Here is a 15,310-nt window from a genome sequence, read left to right as displayed (position 1 = left end):
GCCCGGCCATGAGCCGCCGGACGGGCCCTAGCCCGGTACGTGGCCGTTCGGCGTGGTGGCGGCGATCAGGTGGTCGACGACATCGGTGAAGCGGGCCCGGCGGCGGTAGGCGGCGCGCTGGCGGTCGGCGCCGTTGCCGTCGGTGCGCAGTCGTGACCATCCGGCGCGCACCAGCGCCACATCGCCGTGGTGTCGTAGAGCCGGCTGAATCCATGTCAGGAGCCGGTCGACACGGGCCGTCGCGGGAACCGGGCGGCTGGTGGGCAGATCGATGCCGTGCCCGGTCAGGCCGTCGCGTGCGGCGCGCCAGCAGGCCGCGCGCAGGATCTCCGGCCGCGGACGCGGTGCCGGCTCCCCCGCGTCGATGGCCTTCAGCGCGGTCGCAACCATGGCCCTGACGATTGCGGAGAGCAGCAGGGTCTCCTCGGCGGTGGGGGTGGCGTCGGCCACTCTGATCTCCAGGGTCGGCACATGGCTGGAGGGTCTGATGTCCCAGTACAGGCCGCCGCGGTCCATGATGGCGCCGGCCTCTATGCCGCGGCTGACGAGGTCGTCGAAGTGCGCGGGGGACTCGAAGTACGGCGGCGGGCCGGCGATCGGCCAGCGTGCCAGGGTCATCGTGCGCCAGCTCGCGTAGCCGGTGTCTCTGGCGGCCCAGTAGGGCGAGTTGGCCGAAAGGGCGATGAGAGACGGGATCCAGGGGCGTAGGTGGTTGCTGACCTGGAGGGCCCGGGTCAGATCCGACATTCCGACGTGGATGTGGCAGGCGCAGGCGGTCTGCTCGTCGTCCAGGGCGCGGAAGGTCTCGACGCTGCGCGCGTACCGGGGCCCGTCGGAGAAGGGTGGCGGAACCGACTGGCCGAGGACGGGAGTTCCGCTGGAGATGATGCGCAGGCCCTGCCCGGCGGCGGCCTGTGCGACGGCGGCTCTCATCGACCGGATCTGCTCGCCGAGGTCGGCCATGGCGGTGTGCGGTTCGGTCCGCGCCTCGATCTGATAACAGGTCAGTTCGGTGCTGATCCGGTCACCGAGTCCGGCAGAGGATAGCCAAGTCACGACCTTCTGCGACTGCGGGCTCACTTCCCGGGTCACGGGATCGACCAGCAGGTACTCCTCCTCCACTCCCACTGTCAGCAGGTCCGGCGTCGCCGCGGCGGCATGGTGCCGACCACCGGCGCCGGAAAGGTGGTCTTCCGCGTCTGGAGTGCCGTCGGTTTCACTGTCTTCAGCGGTCATGTCAGCGCAGAAGGTAATCGACGTACGGGGGAAGGAGAAGAACGGCTTTTGAGCCGAGTGAGGGGCGGGACATGCGCGAGCGAACGCAGGTACTGGTCACCGGTGGTGGTCCGGCCGGCACGACCGCGGCCACGGTGTTGGCACGGCAGGGCTTCGACGTGACTCTTCTGGAGCGGGACCGGTTCCCCCGCTATCACATCGGGGAGTCCCTGCTCCCGTCCTTGCTGCCGATTCTGGATGTGCTGGGCGCCCGGGAGGCGGTCGAGCGGCATGGGTTCACCCGCAAGACAGGGGCGTTCTACGGCTGGGGCGGGCAGGAGTGGCAGCTGCGGTTCGACGCACCCGGCCGACCCGCGGACTACAGCTTCCAGGTGATCCGCTCCGAGTTCGACCACATCCTGCTGGACCACGCCCGGGGCCAGGGCGTACGCGTACGGGAGCAGACAAACGTCCGGCATGTCACGTTCGACGAGGGCCGCGCGACCTCGTGTTCGTGGTCCGCTCCGGACCGGGAAGACGGCCGGACCGACTTCCGGTGGCTGATCGACGCCTCCGGCAGGGCCGGGGTGCTGGCCGCGCGGCAGCTGCGCACTCGACGGTTCCACGATGTCTTCCGGAACGTCGCCACATGGGGCTACTGGCGCGGAGCCGCACCGCTGGAGGGCGCCCCCGCGGGAGCCATCGGCGTCTTCTCACTGCCCGATCACGGCTGGTTCTGGGCCATCCCTCTCCACGACGGCACGCTCAGCGTCGGCCTGGTCACCGACAAACGCTCCTTCAACCAGGCCCGGAGTCGGCGCGGTTCCATCGAGGCCGTCTATCACGAGGCGCTCGGCCACTGCCCCCTGCTCGCCCGCCTCCTCGACGGTGCGGAGCTGGTCTCCGCCCTGAAGACCGAGAGCGACTACTCCTATGTGACCGACGAGTTCTGCGGCCCCGGCTACTACCTCGCCGGTGACGCCGCCTGCTTCCTGGACCCGCTGCTCTCCACCGGTGTGCACCTGGCCATGTACAGCGGCCTGCTCTCCGCCGCCGCGATCGGCAGTGTGCTGCGCGGCGACCTGGACGAGACCACCGCCCAGCGCTTCTACCAGACCGCCTACCAGCACGCCTACGAACGGCTGCTCGTCCTCGTCGGCGCCTTCTACCGGATCCATGAGGGCCGCGACGCCTACTTCCGCCGGGCGCAGGCACTCAGCCACCGCGATCAGCAGGGGCTCCGGCTGGACGAGTCGTTCCTGAACATCGTGACCGGCGCCGAGGACCTCGCCGACGCCCAGGACGACGCCGTCGGGACTCTCCACGACCAGCTGCGCCGGCCCCTGGACGGCCATCAGGCGTACGGGCTCGGCGGACACGGCACCAGTCAGATGCTCCCCCTGCCCACCAGCCCCTCGCAGGCGGCCGCAGGCGTCTATCTGACCCTCGGTCCACACGTGGGCCTGCGCCGCACCACATCGGATCCCCACCCGGTCCGGACCGACGGCATCGGCTGATTCACGGTGCTCCCTCCAGCGAAGGGCACTATTGGCGGGCGCGCAGCGCGTCGACGGCTATGCGGGCGGCCGTGCCGATGACGGCGTCGGCCGCGGGGAGGGTGGCGGCGGTGTTGGCGGTGCGGGTGAAGACGGCGACGGCGTAGCGGCCGCCGTCGGGGTACTCGGCGACGCCGACTTCGTTGCGCAGCGTCGGCAGGCTGCCGGTCTTGCCCGCGACATGCACGTCGTCGAAGGGGAAGCCGGAGGCCATGCGGTGGGGCCAGACCTGAAGGCCGAGGACGCGGCGGATGGCGGCGCCGTGTTCGGGGGTGCAGGCCTCGTCGCGCCAGACGGCACCGAGCAGGTGGGTCATATCGCGTGGGGTGCTGCGGTTGGTGCGGGCCGGGTCGAGGGCTCTGAGCCGGGTGATGACGTGTGGGTCGGTCAGCGCCCGGGCGCCGCCGGGGCCGGCGTCCTCCCGGATGGTGGCGAAGAGTTCGCCGAAGGTGTGCACGGCGTGTGTGCGGGTGAGGCCGAGCCGGTTCATGGCGTGGTTGACGGCATCGAGACCGACGCGACGCAGCAGAAGGTCGGCGGCGGCGTTGTCGCTCACCGCCATCATCAGGTAGCCGGCATCGCGCAGGGACATACGGACGGGGTCGAGCATGGCGGCCAGTCCGGTAGGTCCCGCGGTGCGGCCGGCCGGCGGGCACTCGATCTGTTCGGCGAGGTCCAGCCCGCCCTCGGCGGCCAGTTCGTGGAGGGCGACGAGCAGACAGAGTTTGTGGACGCTGGCGGTGCAGGCCGGCTGGTCGGCGCCGGCGTCGATCTGCGCCCCGGAGTCGATGTCGAGGGCGTGCAGCCAGCCGGTGACGCCGGCTTCGGCGAAGGCCGCGTGAATGCGGGCGGGGGTGTCGGTCACAGCCAGTACTCCGATGCCGGGCGAAGGTGCAGCGGCCGCTGGGGCGCGTCGGCCCGTGCGCCGGCGGTCGTACGCAGTGCGTGCGTGGCCGCTGCCGCGAAGGCGCTGACGGCGGCGTCGCCGCGGCCCTTGGGCCAGGCCACGGAGTGCCGCCAGGCCAGCGGGGCCCCGGCGAGCGGACGCCATATGACGCCCGAGCCGTTCTCCGTGTCGCGGTCGCGGACGTCCGCGGGCTGGGCGTCGTACGGGCCGAAGGCCACAGCGCCGGCGGACAGAATCAGGCCTCGGACGAAACCGGCGCCCTGGCCGTGCCGGACGGCGGCGGGGGTGTAGCCGTTGCGGGCGCAGGTGGTGAGCAGGTCGTCGTACAGCGCCGGAGCATGGCTGCGGGGGAAGAGGATCAGGTCGTATTCGGTGAGCGACGCGAGCGGCACCTCGTCGAGCGCGGCCGCGGCGGCGCCGCGCGGCAGCAGCACCCCCAACTCGCGGCGCAGCACCGGGCCGAGTTCCAGTCCTGTGACGTCACAGGGGTGGTGGATGACGCCGACGTCGAGGTCGTGCGAGGCGAACCGGGCGAGTTGCTGAGCGGTGGACAGCTCGTGCAGCTCCAGTTCGGGGCCGGCCTGACGACGCGGGAAATCCGCCAGCACCGCGGCGACGGTCTCGTCCGCGATGTCGGGTGACAGGGCGGCGCGCAGCAGCCCGGTCTCGCCGTCCCGGATGCGGCGCGCGGTGGCCATGAACTCCTCGTGTCCGGCGAGCAGTTCACGGGCTCCGGCCAGCAGCAGCGTCCCGGCTTCGGTGATCGTCACCTGTCTGCTGGTGCGCTCGAACAGCCGGACTCCCAGCTCCCGTTCCAGCCGTTGGATGCGCTGCGACAGTGGCGGCTGGGCCATGCCCAGATGCTCGGCGGCACGGCCGAAGTGTGACTGTTCTGCAACAGCCACAAAGCACTCCAGGTGCCGAACCAGGTCCATGAGCAGCAATCATATAGATAGTTGATCGATCCTGGATCGATATGCGTCTTGGACAGATGCCAGGAGACATTGCTGTCCTCAGGACATGAATTCCTTCGCCCTTTCGCACCGGGTCCGCGCCAAGCGCGCCTGGTGTCATGTGCTGTTGCTCGGCCTCGCACTGACCGGCTGTGGCACACCGACCGAGCGGCCCGCGCCACCGAGCAGCGCTGCCGACTCCCCGGCTCCGAGCACCGCACCCGACAACCGGCATCAACTGCGCGTGGACGGCCGTACGCGGGAGTATTTACTGCACCGGCCCGCCGCGGACGGCAGCGGGCCGCGGCCCCTGATCATCGCCTTCCACGGCCGCGGCTCCACCGCCTCGTACCTGCGCGAGCAGAGCCGCCTGGACGAGGACGCCAAGGCGCGCGGCATGCTGATCGCCTATCCCGAGGGGTTGGGCAAGCTGTGGGGCGCCGGCACCCGGGCCACCGGAAAACGGCCGGATCCGGACCTGGACGTACGCTTTGCCAAGGCGCTCATCGACGAACTGGTGCGCACGCAGCGGGCCGATCGCAAGCGGGTCTATGTCGTCGGGTTCTCCAACGGGGGCTCGATGGCGCTGCGGGTGGCGGCCCAGCACCCCGAACTGGTGGCGGGAGCGGCCGCCGTGTCCGGTGAACTCCCCACGGGGGCGGCCGCGGTCAAGCCCACCGGACCGGTGCCCACAATGATCATTTACGGGGCCGACGACAGGGTGCGCCCACTCGCCGGGATGCCCAGCCCCTCCCCCGCCCCCGCCGGCGAGGAACCGGTCACCCCGACCATGTCGGCCCGGGACAGCGCCGCGGCGTTCGCGACCGCGGGCGGGGCGGGCAAACCGGTCACGAAGGCCGAGGCGGGCTACGACCGCACGGTGTGGCGTCTCAGGAATGCGGGAGCCACCGTTCAGCTCCTTGTCATGCACGACGCGGGACACACCTGGCCGGGCTCGCGCATCACTCCGCCCGCGGGTTTCGGGCGCACGAGTACCGCCCTGAACGCGACCGGCACCATCCTCGGTTTCTTCCACCGCTGAGCCGCGGTACGACCGACCGGCCCGACATCGTGGCTACGGGTGGAACCGCGGGTGCCACACGTCGCGTACGTCTCCGCTGTCGTCGGTGACGGCGATGTCGGGCCAGCGGTCGAAGGCCGAGCAGGGGTGGGAGATGCCGAGGTCGACGACGTCGCCCACATCCAGGCCCTGCGCGTCGGTGAGGACCAGATGGTGGTCGTAGATCTGGGCCGCGGTGGCCTGTGCCACGGGGCGCGGAGTGCCCGTCGCCATGTAGGCGGCGAGGAGGACGGGCAGGCCGGCGTCGTAGGGGAGTTCGCGCTTTCCGGCGCCGACGACGACGGTGCCGGGCTCGGGGGCGGACAGTACGGCGGCGCGGACGGTGAGGGCCGGGCGGAGCCCTGGCAGGGGTGAGACCTGTGCGTAGGTGCCGTGGTCGTGGGTGACGTAGCAGCCGGAGCGCAGCACCGGGATCAGGGGCCGGTCGGGGGCCCGGTGTGCGAGGTCGGCCGCGAAGTCGGCGACGCGGTCGGGGAAGGCGGAGCCGCCCATGCTGAAGACGGGCCGCGGGGTCTGGTACAGGGGGGCGAGGGAGGCGAAGGCGTCGGCCGTCGTTCGGCAGTGGTCGTCGACCGCAGCGAGCGTGCCGGCGTCCCGGCGGTTGGGCCGTACGCCCTCGTATCCGGCGACACCGGCCAGCCGCAGCCCGTCGCCCGGCTTCGCCACGGCCGCCCCCAGTTCGTATGCCTCCGAGGCGCCGCGCACTCCGGTACGGCCGCCCGGCACGCCGACGTCGACCAGCATCCTGAGGGGATTGCCGGCGCCCTTGAAGGCCTCGCGGCCGTGGCGGAGTCCGGCCTCGGAGTCGACCAGACAGTAGAGCTCCAGGTCGGGTGTGGCGTCGAGGTGTTGCCGCAGCAGCGCCAGGTCGGTGGGGTGTACCACCTGGTTGGCGATGAGGATCCGGCGCACTCCCCAGCCGAGCGCGATGCCGGCCTGACGGGCGGTGGCCACGGTCACGCCCCATGCCCCGGCGGTCAGCTGCCGTTCGACGACGGGGCGGGTCATCGTGGTCTTGATGTGGGGGCAGAGTTCGAGGCGGCGTGCGCGGCACCAGTCCGCCATGAGGTGCACGTTGTGCTCCAACGCGCCCAGATGGAGGCGGAGTTCGGGTAGTGCGCGGGCTTGGCGGCGGGCAGCGGAAGCGGGAGCGGAGTCCATCTGTCCTCACAGGGTTCGCGGCGGTACGTCCGTCGAGCAGGCACTCACCTCGGCGTCTTCTATAGACGACGGACAGTAGAGGATATGAGACGGACGGGCAAACGATATAGTGGACGGGACGTCCTGTTTACTAGACACGGGAGAGGGGTGAGGGCGCGTGGCGAAAGACGGCGTCCAGGACGCGGCACCCGACGCGGACGAGGGAATCGGCCGGCACCTGCGCCGCGAACGGCAGGCGCGGGGGCTGACGTTGGAGCAGCTCGCCGAGAAGACCGGGCTGTCCCGGAGCTATCTCAGCAATGTCGAGCGGGACGTGAACAGCCCGACGATCAACACGCTGCGCACCATCGTCAACGCCCTCGGCACCACCCTCAGTCGCCTGCTGCACGCCGTCGACCGGGAGCAGCGTGTCCTGACCCGCCCCGACCAGCGCGTCGAGCTGACCCGGGCCGGCGTGGACGGGGTCACCTACACCCTCCTCAACCCCGAGCACGGCGGCAGGCTGGAGATGATGATGCTGGAGGTGGCCCCGGGAGCCTCCTCCGGTGACCGGCCGCACAGCCACACCGGCGAGGAGGTCGGCGTCCTGCTCAGCGGCGAACTGGACTACTGGGTGGACGGCGTCCACTACCGCCTGGGGCCCGGCGACTGCGTCAGCTTCCCCTCCGCCACCCCGCACCGCTACAGCAACCCCGGTGACGTCCCGGCCGTCTGCGTCTGGGCCGAGACCCCGCCGAGTTTCTGACCCTGCGTTCTCGTTCCTCGTCTCGCCGTGTCCGCGCGGGCCTCGGTCGGGCGGGCCTCGGTCGGGCGGGCCTCGGTCGGGCGGGCCTCGGTCGGGTGCCGACATAGGCCCCCGACGTCAGGCGCCGACGTAGCCCGCGAGGTGCTCGCCGGTGAGGGTGGAGCGGGCGGCGACGAGGTCGGCGGGTGTGCCCTCGAAGACGATCCGGCCGCCGTCGTGGCCGGCGCCCGGACCGAGGTCGATGATCCAGTCGGCGTGTGCCATGACCGCCTGGTGGTGCTCGATGACGATGACCGACTTGCCAGAGTCGACGAGCCGGTCGAGCAGGCCGAGCAGTTGCTCGACGTCGGCGAGGTGAAGGCCGGTGGTCGGCTCGTCGAGGAGGTAGACGCCGCCCTTCTCTGCCATGTGGGTGGCCAGCTTGAGCCGCTGCCGCTCGCCGCCGGACAGCGTGGTGAGCGGCTGGCCGAGGCTGAGGTAGCCGAGACCGACGTCGGCGAGCCGGCCGAGGATGCGGTGCGCGGCGGGTGTGCGCGCGTCACCGGCGCCGAAGAACTCCTCAGCCTGGGTCACCGACATCGACAGCACCTCGCTGATGTCGCGGCCACCGAGGTGGTGGTCCAGCACCGCTGCCTGGAACCGCTTGCCCTCGCAGTCCTCGCAGGTGGCGGCCACGCCGGCCATCATCGCCAGGTCGGTGTAGACGACCCCGGCACCGTTGCAGTTCGGGCAGGCGCCCTCGGAGTTGGCGCTGAACAGCGCCGGCTTCACGCCGTTGGCCTTGGCGAACGCCTTGCGGATCGGGTCGAGCAGTCCGGTGTACGTCGCCGGGTTGCTCCGCCGCGAGCCGCGGATCGCGCCCTGGTCGACCGACACCACACCCTCATCGGCCGCCTCCGACCGGTGATTCAGCGACCCGTGCAGTAGCGAGCTCTTGCCGGAGCCGGCGACGCCGGTGACGACGGTCAGCACCCCGAGCGGGATGTCGACATCGACGTTCCGGAGGTTGTGCGCGCTCGCGCCACGGATCTCCAGCGCGCCGGTGGGCTTGCGCACCGTCTCCTTCAGGGCCGTCCGGTCGCCGAGATGGCGGCCGGTGACCGTCTTGCCGGCCTTGAGGTCCTCGACGGTGCCCTCGAAGCAGACGGTGCCGCCCGCCGTGCCGGCGCCGGGGCCGAGGTCGACGATGTGGTCGGCGATCGCGATCACCTGCGGCTTGTGCTCGACGACGAGCACGGTGTTGCCCTTGTCCCGCAGCCGCAGCAGCAGGTCGTTCATCCGCCGGATGTCATGGGGGTGCAGGCCGGTGGTGGGCTCGTCGAAGACGTAGGTGACGTCGGTGAGCGAGGAGCCGAGGTGGCGGATCATCTTGACGCGCTGTGCCTCGCCGCCCGACAGGGTGCCCGAGGGCCGGTCGAGCGAGAGGTAGCCGAGGCCGATCTCCACGAACGAGTCGAGGGTGTGCCCCAGCGCGGTGAGCAGCGGGGCCACGGTCCCCCGCGCGTGGCTGCCGCCACCGTACGCGCGGGCGGTGCCCCCAGGCTCGCCAAGGCCGCGCACCCACTCCGCGAGGTCGGTGATCTGCATGGCGCAGACGTCGGCGATGTTGAGCTTCTTGATCTTCGACGAACGGGCACCCTCGGCGAGCCGGGTGCCGTCGCACTCGGGGCACGTGGTGAAGGTGACCGCGCGCTCCACGAACTCCCGGATGTGCGGCTGCATCGCCTCCTTGTCCTTGGAGAGCATCGACTTCTGGATCCGCGGGATCAGACCCTCGTAGGTCATGTTGATGCCCGCGATCTTCATCCTGGTCGGCGCGCGGTGGAGGAAGTCGTGCAGTTCCTTCTTGGTGAACCTGCGGATCGGCTTGTCCGGGTCGAAGAAACCCGACTCGATGTAGAGCCGGGAGTTCCAGCCGCCGCCCTTGTAGCCGGGGACGGTGATCGCGCCCTCGGCCAGCGAGAGGGAGTCGTCGTAAAGCTGGGCGAGGTCGAGGTCGGTGACGTCGCCCCGGCCCTCGCAGCGCGGGCACATGCCGCCGGTGCGGGAGTAGGTCACTTTCTCCGCCCTCTTGGCGCCGCGGTCGACGGTGACGGCACCCGCCGCCCGGACCGACGGGACGTTGAAGGCGTACGCGCTGGGCGGGCCGATGTGCGGCTTCCCGAGCCGGCTGAAGAGGATGCGCAGCATCGCGTTGGCGTCGGTGACGGTGCCGACCGTGGAGCGGGGGTCGGCACCCATCCGCTGCTGGTCGACGATGATCGCGGTCGTCAGCCCGTCGAGCACGTCGACCTCGGGCCGGGCCAGCGTCGGCATGAAGCCCTGGACGAAGGCGCTGTAGGTCTCGTTGATCATCCGCTGCGACTCCGCGGCGATCGTGTCGAACACCAGCGAGCTCTTGCCCGAGCCGGAGACCCCGGTGAACACCGTCAGCCGGCGCTTCGGGATCTCGACGCTGACGCCCTTGAGGTTGTTCACATGCGCGCCGTGCACCCGGATCAGACCATGGCTGTCGGCGACATGCGGCGCAGGCGACCGGGTGTCCTTCCTCGGGACCGTGCTCATGGTGTCTCCCTCTGTCGGGCGGGGCCGCCTTCGCGGGCTCCGTCGGCGTCGCCTGGCGCGATCTGACCGGGTACGAGCGTACGTCGGGACCCCACCCACACGGTGATGTCGGCCGTGTCAGGAACCGGCCGTGATGGCCCCCTCCGTGACCTTGTCGAAGACGGGACGGTAGGTGTCCCACTCCGCTTCCGGTGCGGAGAAGTAGATGTCGTACTCGCGGCCGCCTTCGCGGCCGAAGCCGAGATCGATGGCGCGGTAGCCGCGCTCCCGCCCCTTGAAGGTGAACTCCCATATCGCCGCCGGCCGGCTACGGAAGGTGGTCTGCTGCATGCGCAGCTTGCGGTACGTGGGGTAGTTGACCTTTGTGTTCGCCTCGATGTCCGTGAAGTGCGGCATGGGGTTCGCACCCGCCGGCTCGACGATGCCGATCGTGATGCCGACCCGGCCGTTCTCGTTGGTGTAGATGACCGTGTCGGCCGTCCGCTTGTCGACCTTCCAGCCGTCCGGAACGGGGAAGGAGATGCCGAGCTTCTTCTCTTTGACCAAGTGATACCCCTGGGGCACCGGCGAGGGCGCGTCCGAGGGCGGGTCGGCACGGTGGCCCTTGGGGGCGCTGGATGTGCTGGATGTGTCCGTGTCATGGTGCGATGTCGCGTAGAGCGTGCCCGCGACGGCTGTGGCCGCGGCGGTCAGGGCGACGGCGGTCGACACGAGGACGCGGCGCTTGCGGGTCCGGCGCGGCCCGGGGGCCGGGCTCACGTCTTTGCTGTTCACGGTTTCCCGGTGGGCGGATTCCCGCTCGGGGACTTCCCGGCCTGTGGCTTCCCTGTCAGGGGCTTCGCGTGCGGCGGCTTCCCGTTCGGCGGCGGAGCCCGCAGCAGGGGCCGACGACAGCACCGCTGTCGTCCGACCCGACCGCGTGTCCCACAGGGCCCGCTCCGTCTGTTCCGCCGACGGCCGCTCGTCGGGATCCTTGACCAGCAGGGCCTCGATGAGCGGTGCCAGCGCGCCAGCCTGCCTCATGGGTTCCGGCGGGTCGACGGCGATGGCGTACGCGGTCTCCACCGCGGTGTCGCGGCGGAACGGCGGCCGTCCCTCCACCGCCTGGTACAGCGTCGCGCCCAGTGCCCACAGGTCCGAAGCCGGTCCGGGCTTCCGCCCGCGTATCCGCTCCGGCGCCATGTAGTCGATGGACCCGACCATCTCGCCCGTCTTGGTCAGCGTCGACGTGCCGGCCGTCGTCGCGATGCCGAAGTCGGTGAGCACCACCCGGTCCCCCGAGCCGAGGAGGACGTTGCCGGGTTTGACGTCGCGATGCAGCACGCCGGCGGCATGAGCGGCCCGGAGGGCGGCGACCATGCCCAGGCCGATACGGGCGGCCTCTTCGGGTGGTGCGGTCCGGCCCCTCTTGAGGAGCTCACCGAGCGTGGGCGCCGGAACGTACTCCATGACGATGCAGGGCCGCCCGCCGTCGTCCACCACGTCATGGACGACGACCACGTTGGGATGTGTGATACGGGCGGCACTGCGCCCCTCACGCCGGGTGCGCTCGTAGAGCGTGGCGAGCTCGTCGGCGGACAGGTGTGGCTGGGCGTGCAGCCGCTTGAGTGCGACCTGGCGGCCGAGGACCTCGTCCGCGGCACGCCATACCGTGCCCATGCCACCCCGGCCGATGTGCTCCGCGAGCCGGTAGCGCCCGGCGATGAGTCGCCCCTCGTCCGACACAGCGTGCCTCCACCAGCCCTGTCCACGTTCGATTCGCCCCGCCGCGGCGGCCGCGCCTGGTGACGGGCAGCGCAGGGCGGAACTGCGGTTTCTACAAGAACAAGACTCATCAGGGGACCCTCCGGTTCCGTGGGCCGACGGTTCCGCGAGGTCGCACATCTCTCAACGGCGTCCCGTCCTGGCACGCCGGCCTCACCGTCCAGGTGATTACCGACCCGTCACCCGTGCTCGGGGTCGGCGGCGACGGTCAGGACGATCTTTCCCGTGGTGTGGCCGGTCTCACCCACCCGATGGGCCCGAGCGGCCTCCTCCAGTGGGAACACCGCGTCGACGATCACCCGCAGGCGTCCGGTTTCCACCAGTGCGCTGATCTCACGCAGCCCCTGCTGGTCCGGTTCGACGAGCATGAAGACCGCTCGTACCCCGGCTTCCTCGGCGTGCCGGGTGGGGAAGGTGTCGTCGAACGGCAGGATCGAGACGAGCGTGCCTCCTGGGCGCAGGGTGCGCAGGGAGCGGGCCCAGTTGGGTCCGCCGATGCTGTCGAGGACGACATCGACATCGCGGAGGGTGTCTCCGACGTCCTGGGTGCGGTAGTCGACGAGCTCGTCGGCGCCGAGCGTGCGCAACAGGTCGTGCTTGGCGGCGCTGGCGGTGGCGATCACGTAGGCGCCGCGGGCCTTGGCGATCTGCACGGCCAGGTGGCCGACACCGCCGGCCGCGGCATGGATCAGGACGCGCTGCCCCGGCTGGACCTGAGCGGTGTCGACCAGCGCCTGCCAGGCTGTGAGCGACGCGAGCGGCAGGGCACCGGCCTGGACGTGGTCGAGGCCGCGTGGGCGCGGGGCGAAGTGGCGGGCCGGTGCGGTGACGTACTCCGCATACGCGCCCGCCGGGTGCGGGAAGCGCGGCATCCCGAACACCTCGTCGCCGACCCGGAAGAGTGTCACGCCCGCGCCGACGGCTTCGACGACTCCGGCGACGTCGAAGCCGAGGGTGAAGGGAGGTGTCGCTCCGTTGGCGAACACGCCGCGCTCGCGGGTCTTCCAGTCGGCGGGGTTCACGCCCGCCACGTGCACACGGACCAGGATCTCGCCCCGGCCCGGCTGCGGTCGCCTCGTCTCGACGACCTTGAGGACGTCGGGGGCTCCGGCCCTGTCCTGAGTTACGGCGCGCATGGTCGTGATGGGTGCGGTGATCGGCTGGGACATGAAGGCGTTCCTTCTCCGGAGGTGCATGGGGTTGTCGTGCCGGTGGTGATGGGCACGACTCCAGACTGCCCACCGGGCGAAGCCCCCGGTGGTGGCGTGATGGCCAGGTCCTGAAAGGATCTGGCCATGCACCGCGTTGGCGTTCTGGCCCTGGATGGCGTCGTCCCCTTCGAACTCGGCATCCCCGGCCGTATCTTCAACGCCGCCCGGGACGGCGAAGGCAATCCGCTCTACTCCGTGACCACATGCAGCTTGGACGGCGGCCCGGTGCGCGCCGAGGCCGATTACGACCTCGCCGTCTCGCACGACGCCTCCCTACTGGCCACCGTCGACACCGTCGTCGTCCCGCCTTCGCACCGACTGGGGCCGATACGGGAGGAAGGCCGGCTGCCCGACCCGCTGCGTCGGGCCCTGGCGGCCATCCGTCCCGGCACGAGGATCGTCGCGATCTGCACCGGCACCTATGTCCTGGCCGCCGCTGGCCTCCTCGACGGTCGTCCCGCGACCACGCACTGGCGCGAAGCCGACCGGCTACAGCGGATGTTCACCGCCACCCGCATCGACCCGGATGTGCTGTACGTCGACGACGGCGACGTCCTCACCTCCGCCGGAGTCGCCGCGGGCATCGACCTGTGTCTGCACCTCGTCCGCCTCGATCACGGCAGTCACATCGCCAACGAGGTCGCCCGCTCCTGCGTCGTACCGCCCTGGCGCGACGGCGGCCAGGCCCAGTACATCCAGCGCCCGGTCCCCGATCCAGCCGTCGGCAGCACCGCGGCCACCCGGGCATGGGCCATGCAGCGCCTGGCCGAGCCGCTCACGCTGTCCGACTTCGCGGCCCACGCCGCCATGAGTGTGCGCACCTTCAGCCGCCGCTTCCGCGACGAGGTCGGCAGCACACCCGGCCAGTGGCTCACCAGGCAACGCGTAGACCTCGCACGGCACTTCCTGGAGACCACCGACTGGCCGATCGACCTGGTCGCCCACCGGGCCGGCTTCGGCACCGGCACCTCCCTGCGCCAGCACCTCCACACGGCCATCGGTGTCAGCCCCCAGGCCTACCGCCGCACCTTCCGCCCGCAGCCGACCGCTGCCTGACCGGTGGTGCGCACGGCCCCTCAGTCGGTGGGGCCACTCCAGTAGGCGTCCTGCCACCGCATCGCGTCGGGGCTGAACTCGACCTCGATCCTGTCGGCGGCATCGGGCGGCAGCGAAAAGGCGTACTTCCCGACGGCTTTCCTGCCGGGGAGGACATAACCGGTGATGACCTTCTGCCGCCCGCTGCCGTCGATCACCAACTCGGTCGAGGCTCCGTCGGCGTCGCTGACATTGGGCAGGCCGGTCTCGACCTCGACCCGCTCCTTGCCGGTGTTGACCACCGAGACGGTCACCTGGACAGCCCTGTTGCCCTTTGCGTGACCGAGGACGTAGTCGTCCGGGGTGTACGGCTGCGGCTTGGCGACCGTGACCTTCAGTCCGTTCTCGAACGTGTACGACTCTCCGAATGACAGGTGCCGGGCCTTTTCCGCCGCCGACTCGGAGGCCTTGGCCTCCTCCGCGTCCTTCGCCCTCTGCTCCACCTTCGCGCGCCGGTCGTCGACGGCCCTTTTCACCGCCATGACGGTGAAGAGTCCGCCGCCGAGCGCGGTCAGCAGGCCGACCACGCCCAGGATCACACCGGCCAGTGCCATCCCCCTGTTCGTCGCCAGACCCTTGCGCACCTGGCTCAGCCCGACGACGCCGAAGATCACGGCCAACAGGGCCGGCAGCCAGGAAATCCAGAACACGATGACGAGAAGGCCCAGGACGACGCCGACGATGCCGAGCACCAGGGCGGTGACACCCATGCCGTTGCGCGGCTGCACCACGCCCATCGGCGCCATCGGGTACGGCGCCCGGTAGGGCTCGGCCTGTCCGGGCGGCGGCGGGCGCCACGGATCGTAATCCTGGGGTGCCTGGTCACCGGACTTCTGGCCGTCGGGCGGAGTGGGCGCGGTCATGCACGTCCTCGAAAAAATGAAGAGAAAGAGACGAACCGCCGACACTATCAGTCGCTTTACTCAGGCATTACTGGATTTCGAGGAGGTCCGGAGCGAAGCGTCGGGTGTGGAACAAGTCGACTGCGGAACCAGTCGCCTGTGGAACAAGCGGAAGGCCGGGGGTGATCCCCCGGCCCACCCGCTCTCCGTCAACG

General features: G+C 70.7%; 12 protein-coding genes. 4 read left to right on the top strand and 8 right to left on the bottom strand.

Features of this window, described 5'->3' with window-relative positions:
• Positions 1-27: 27 nt before the first annotated feature.
• On the bottom strand, positions 28-1,236 hold the full coding sequence (locus FCH28_RS08130) for a carboxylate-amine ligase (RefSeq protein ID WP_136738998.1): 1,209 nt from the start codon (positions 1,234-1,236) through the stop codon (positions 28-30).
• Between the two features lie 71 nt (positions 1,237-1,307).
• Here FCH28_RS08130 and FCH28_RS08125 point away from each other — a divergent pair, with 71 nt between their 5' ends.
• Positions 1,308-2,732 carry an NAD(P)/FAD-dependent oxidoreductase gene (locus tag FCH28_RS08125; protein ID WP_136738997.1) on the top strand — a complete coding sequence of 475 codons (1,425 nt, stop codon included), beginning with the start codon at positions 1,308-1,310 and terminating at the stop codon, positions 2,730-2,732.
• A 28-nt stretch (positions 2,733-2,760) separates the two neighbouring features.
• Here FCH28_RS08125 and FCH28_RS08120 read toward each other — a convergent pair whose 3' ends face one another.
• Both FCH28_RS08120 and FCH28_RS08115 read right to left on the bottom strand, forming a co-directional pair.
• On the bottom strand, positions 2,761-3,636 hold the full coding sequence (locus FCH28_RS08120) for a serine hydrolase (RefSeq protein ID WP_425471897.1): 876 nt from the start codon (positions 3,634-3,636) through the stop codon (positions 2,761-2,763).
• Entirely contained in the window at positions 3,633-4,613 is a 981-nt protein-coding gene (locus FCH28_RS08115) for a LysR family transcriptional regulator (RefSeq protein WP_136738996.1), read from the bottom strand. The genes FCH28_RS08120 and FCH28_RS08115 overlap by 4 nt, the downstream gene beginning before the upstream one ends.
• 85 nt (positions 4,614-4,698) lie before the next feature.
• Between FCH28_RS08115 and FCH28_RS08110 the strand changes: the two genes are divergently transcribed.
• Entirely contained in the window at positions 4,699-5,673 is a 975-nt protein-coding gene (locus tag FCH28_RS08110) for a CE1 family esterase (protein WP_136738995.1), read from the top strand.
• A gap of 33 nt (positions 5,674-5,706) precedes the next feature.
• Here FCH28_RS08110 and FCH28_RS08105 read toward each other — a convergent pair whose 3' ends face one another.
• Positions 5,707-6,873 (bottom strand): alanine racemase, encoded by a 1,167-nt coding sequence (locus FCH28_RS08105; protein ID WP_136738994.1) that lies wholly within the window; start codon positions 6,871-6,873, stop codon positions 5,707-5,709.
• A gap of 157 nt (positions 6,874-7,030) precedes the next feature.
• On the opposite strand from FCH28_RS08105, the gene FCH28_RS08100 reads away from it, so the two are divergent.
• On the top strand, positions 7,031-7,618 hold the full coding sequence (locus FCH28_RS08100) for a cupin domain-containing protein (RefSeq protein ID WP_136738993.1): 588 nt from the start codon (positions 7,031-7,033) through the stop codon (positions 7,616-7,618).
• A 117-nt stretch (positions 7,619-7,735) separates the two neighbouring features.
• Here FCH28_RS08100 and FCH28_RS08090 read toward each other — a convergent pair whose 3' ends face one another.
• The 3 genes from FCH28_RS08090 to FCH28_RS08080 form a co-directional block, all read right to left on the bottom strand.
• Positions 7,736-10,183, bottom strand: a complete 2,448-nt coding sequence (locus FCH28_RS08090; RefSeq protein WP_136738992.1) for an ATP-binding cassette domain-containing protein — start codon at positions 10,181-10,183, stop codon at positions 7,736-7,738.
• A 117-nt stretch (positions 10,184-10,300) separates the two neighbouring features.
• Positions 10,301-11,908: a serine/threonine-protein kinase gene (locus tag FCH28_RS08085; protein ID WP_187363778.1), complete on the bottom strand. Its 1,608-nt coding sequence runs from the start codon at positions 11,906-11,908 to the stop codon at positions 10,301-10,303.
• A gap of 218 nt (positions 11,909-12,126) precedes the next feature.
• Positions 12,127-13,116 carry an NADP-dependent oxidoreductase gene (locus FCH28_RS08080; RefSeq protein WP_136738990.1) on the bottom strand — a complete coding sequence of 330 codons (990 nt, stop codon included), beginning with the start codon at positions 13,114-13,116 and terminating at the stop codon, positions 12,127-12,129.
• Between the two features lie 126 nt (positions 13,117-13,242).
• On the opposite strand from FCH28_RS08080, the gene FCH28_RS08075 reads away from it, so the two are divergent.
• On the top strand, positions 13,243-14,214 hold the full coding sequence (locus tag FCH28_RS08075; RefSeq protein ID WP_136738989.1) for a GlxA family transcriptional regulator: 972 nt from the start codon (positions 13,243-13,245) through the stop codon (positions 14,212-14,214).
• A gap of 20 nt (positions 14,215-14,234) precedes the next feature.
• Here the strand turns inward: FCH28_RS08075 and FCH28_RS08070 are convergent, their stop codons facing one another.
• Positions 14,235-15,116 carry a DUF4190 domain-containing protein gene (locus tag FCH28_RS08070; protein ID WP_136738988.1) on the bottom strand — a complete coding sequence of 294 codons (882 nt, stop codon included), beginning with the start codon at positions 15,114-15,116 and terminating at the stop codon, positions 14,235-14,237.
• Between the last annotated feature and the right edge of the window lie 194 nt (positions 15,117-15,310).

The sequence above is a fragment of the Streptomyces piniterrae genome (assembly GCF_005048155.1).
Taxonomy (GTDB): Bacteria; Actinomycetota; Actinomycetes; order Streptomycetales; family Streptomycetaceae; genus Streptomyces; species Streptomyces piniterrae.
The sequence above is the reverse complement of the archived record's forward strand: the minus strand, read 5'-3'. Positions and strand labels throughout refer to the sequence as shown.

Bases quoted from the DNA above. Each gene is read 5' to 3' on its own strand.
- FCH28_RS08075 (WP_136738989.1), top strand. From the start codon at position 13,243: ATGCACCGCGTTGGCGTTCTGGCCCTGGATGGCGTCGTCCCCTTCGAA.
- FCH28_RS08070 (WP_136738988.1), bottom strand. From the start codon at position 15,116: ATGACCGCGCCCACTCCGCCCGACGGCCAGAAGTCCGGTGACCAGGCA.
- FCH28_RS08125 (WP_136738997.1), top strand. From the start codon at position 1,308: ATGCGCGAGCGAACGCAGGTACTGGTCACCGGTGGTGGTCCGGCCGGC.
- FCH28_RS08090 (WP_136738992.1), bottom strand. From the start codon at position 10,183: ATGAGCACGGTCCCGAGGAAGGACACCCGGTCGCCTGCGCCGCATGTC.
- FCH28_RS08080 (WP_136738990.1), bottom strand. From the start codon at position 13,116: ATGTCCCAGCCGATCACCGCACCCATCACGACCATGCGCGCCGTAACT.
- FCH28_RS08110 (WP_136738995.1), top strand. From the start codon at position 4,699: ATGAATTCCTTCGCCCTTTCGCACCGGGTCCGCGCCAAGCGCGCCTGG.
- FCH28_RS08130 (WP_136738998.1), bottom strand. From the start codon at position 1,236: ATGACCGCTGAAGACAGTGAAACCGACGGCACTCCAGACGCGGAAGAC.
- FCH28_RS08105 (WP_136738994.1), bottom strand. From the start codon at position 6,873: ATGGACTCCGCTCCCGCTTCCGCTGCCCGCCGCCAAGCCCGCGCACTA.
- FCH28_RS08115 (WP_136738996.1), bottom strand. From the start codon at position 4,613: ATGGACCTGGTTCGGCACCTGGAGTGCTTTGTGGCTGTTGCAGAACAG.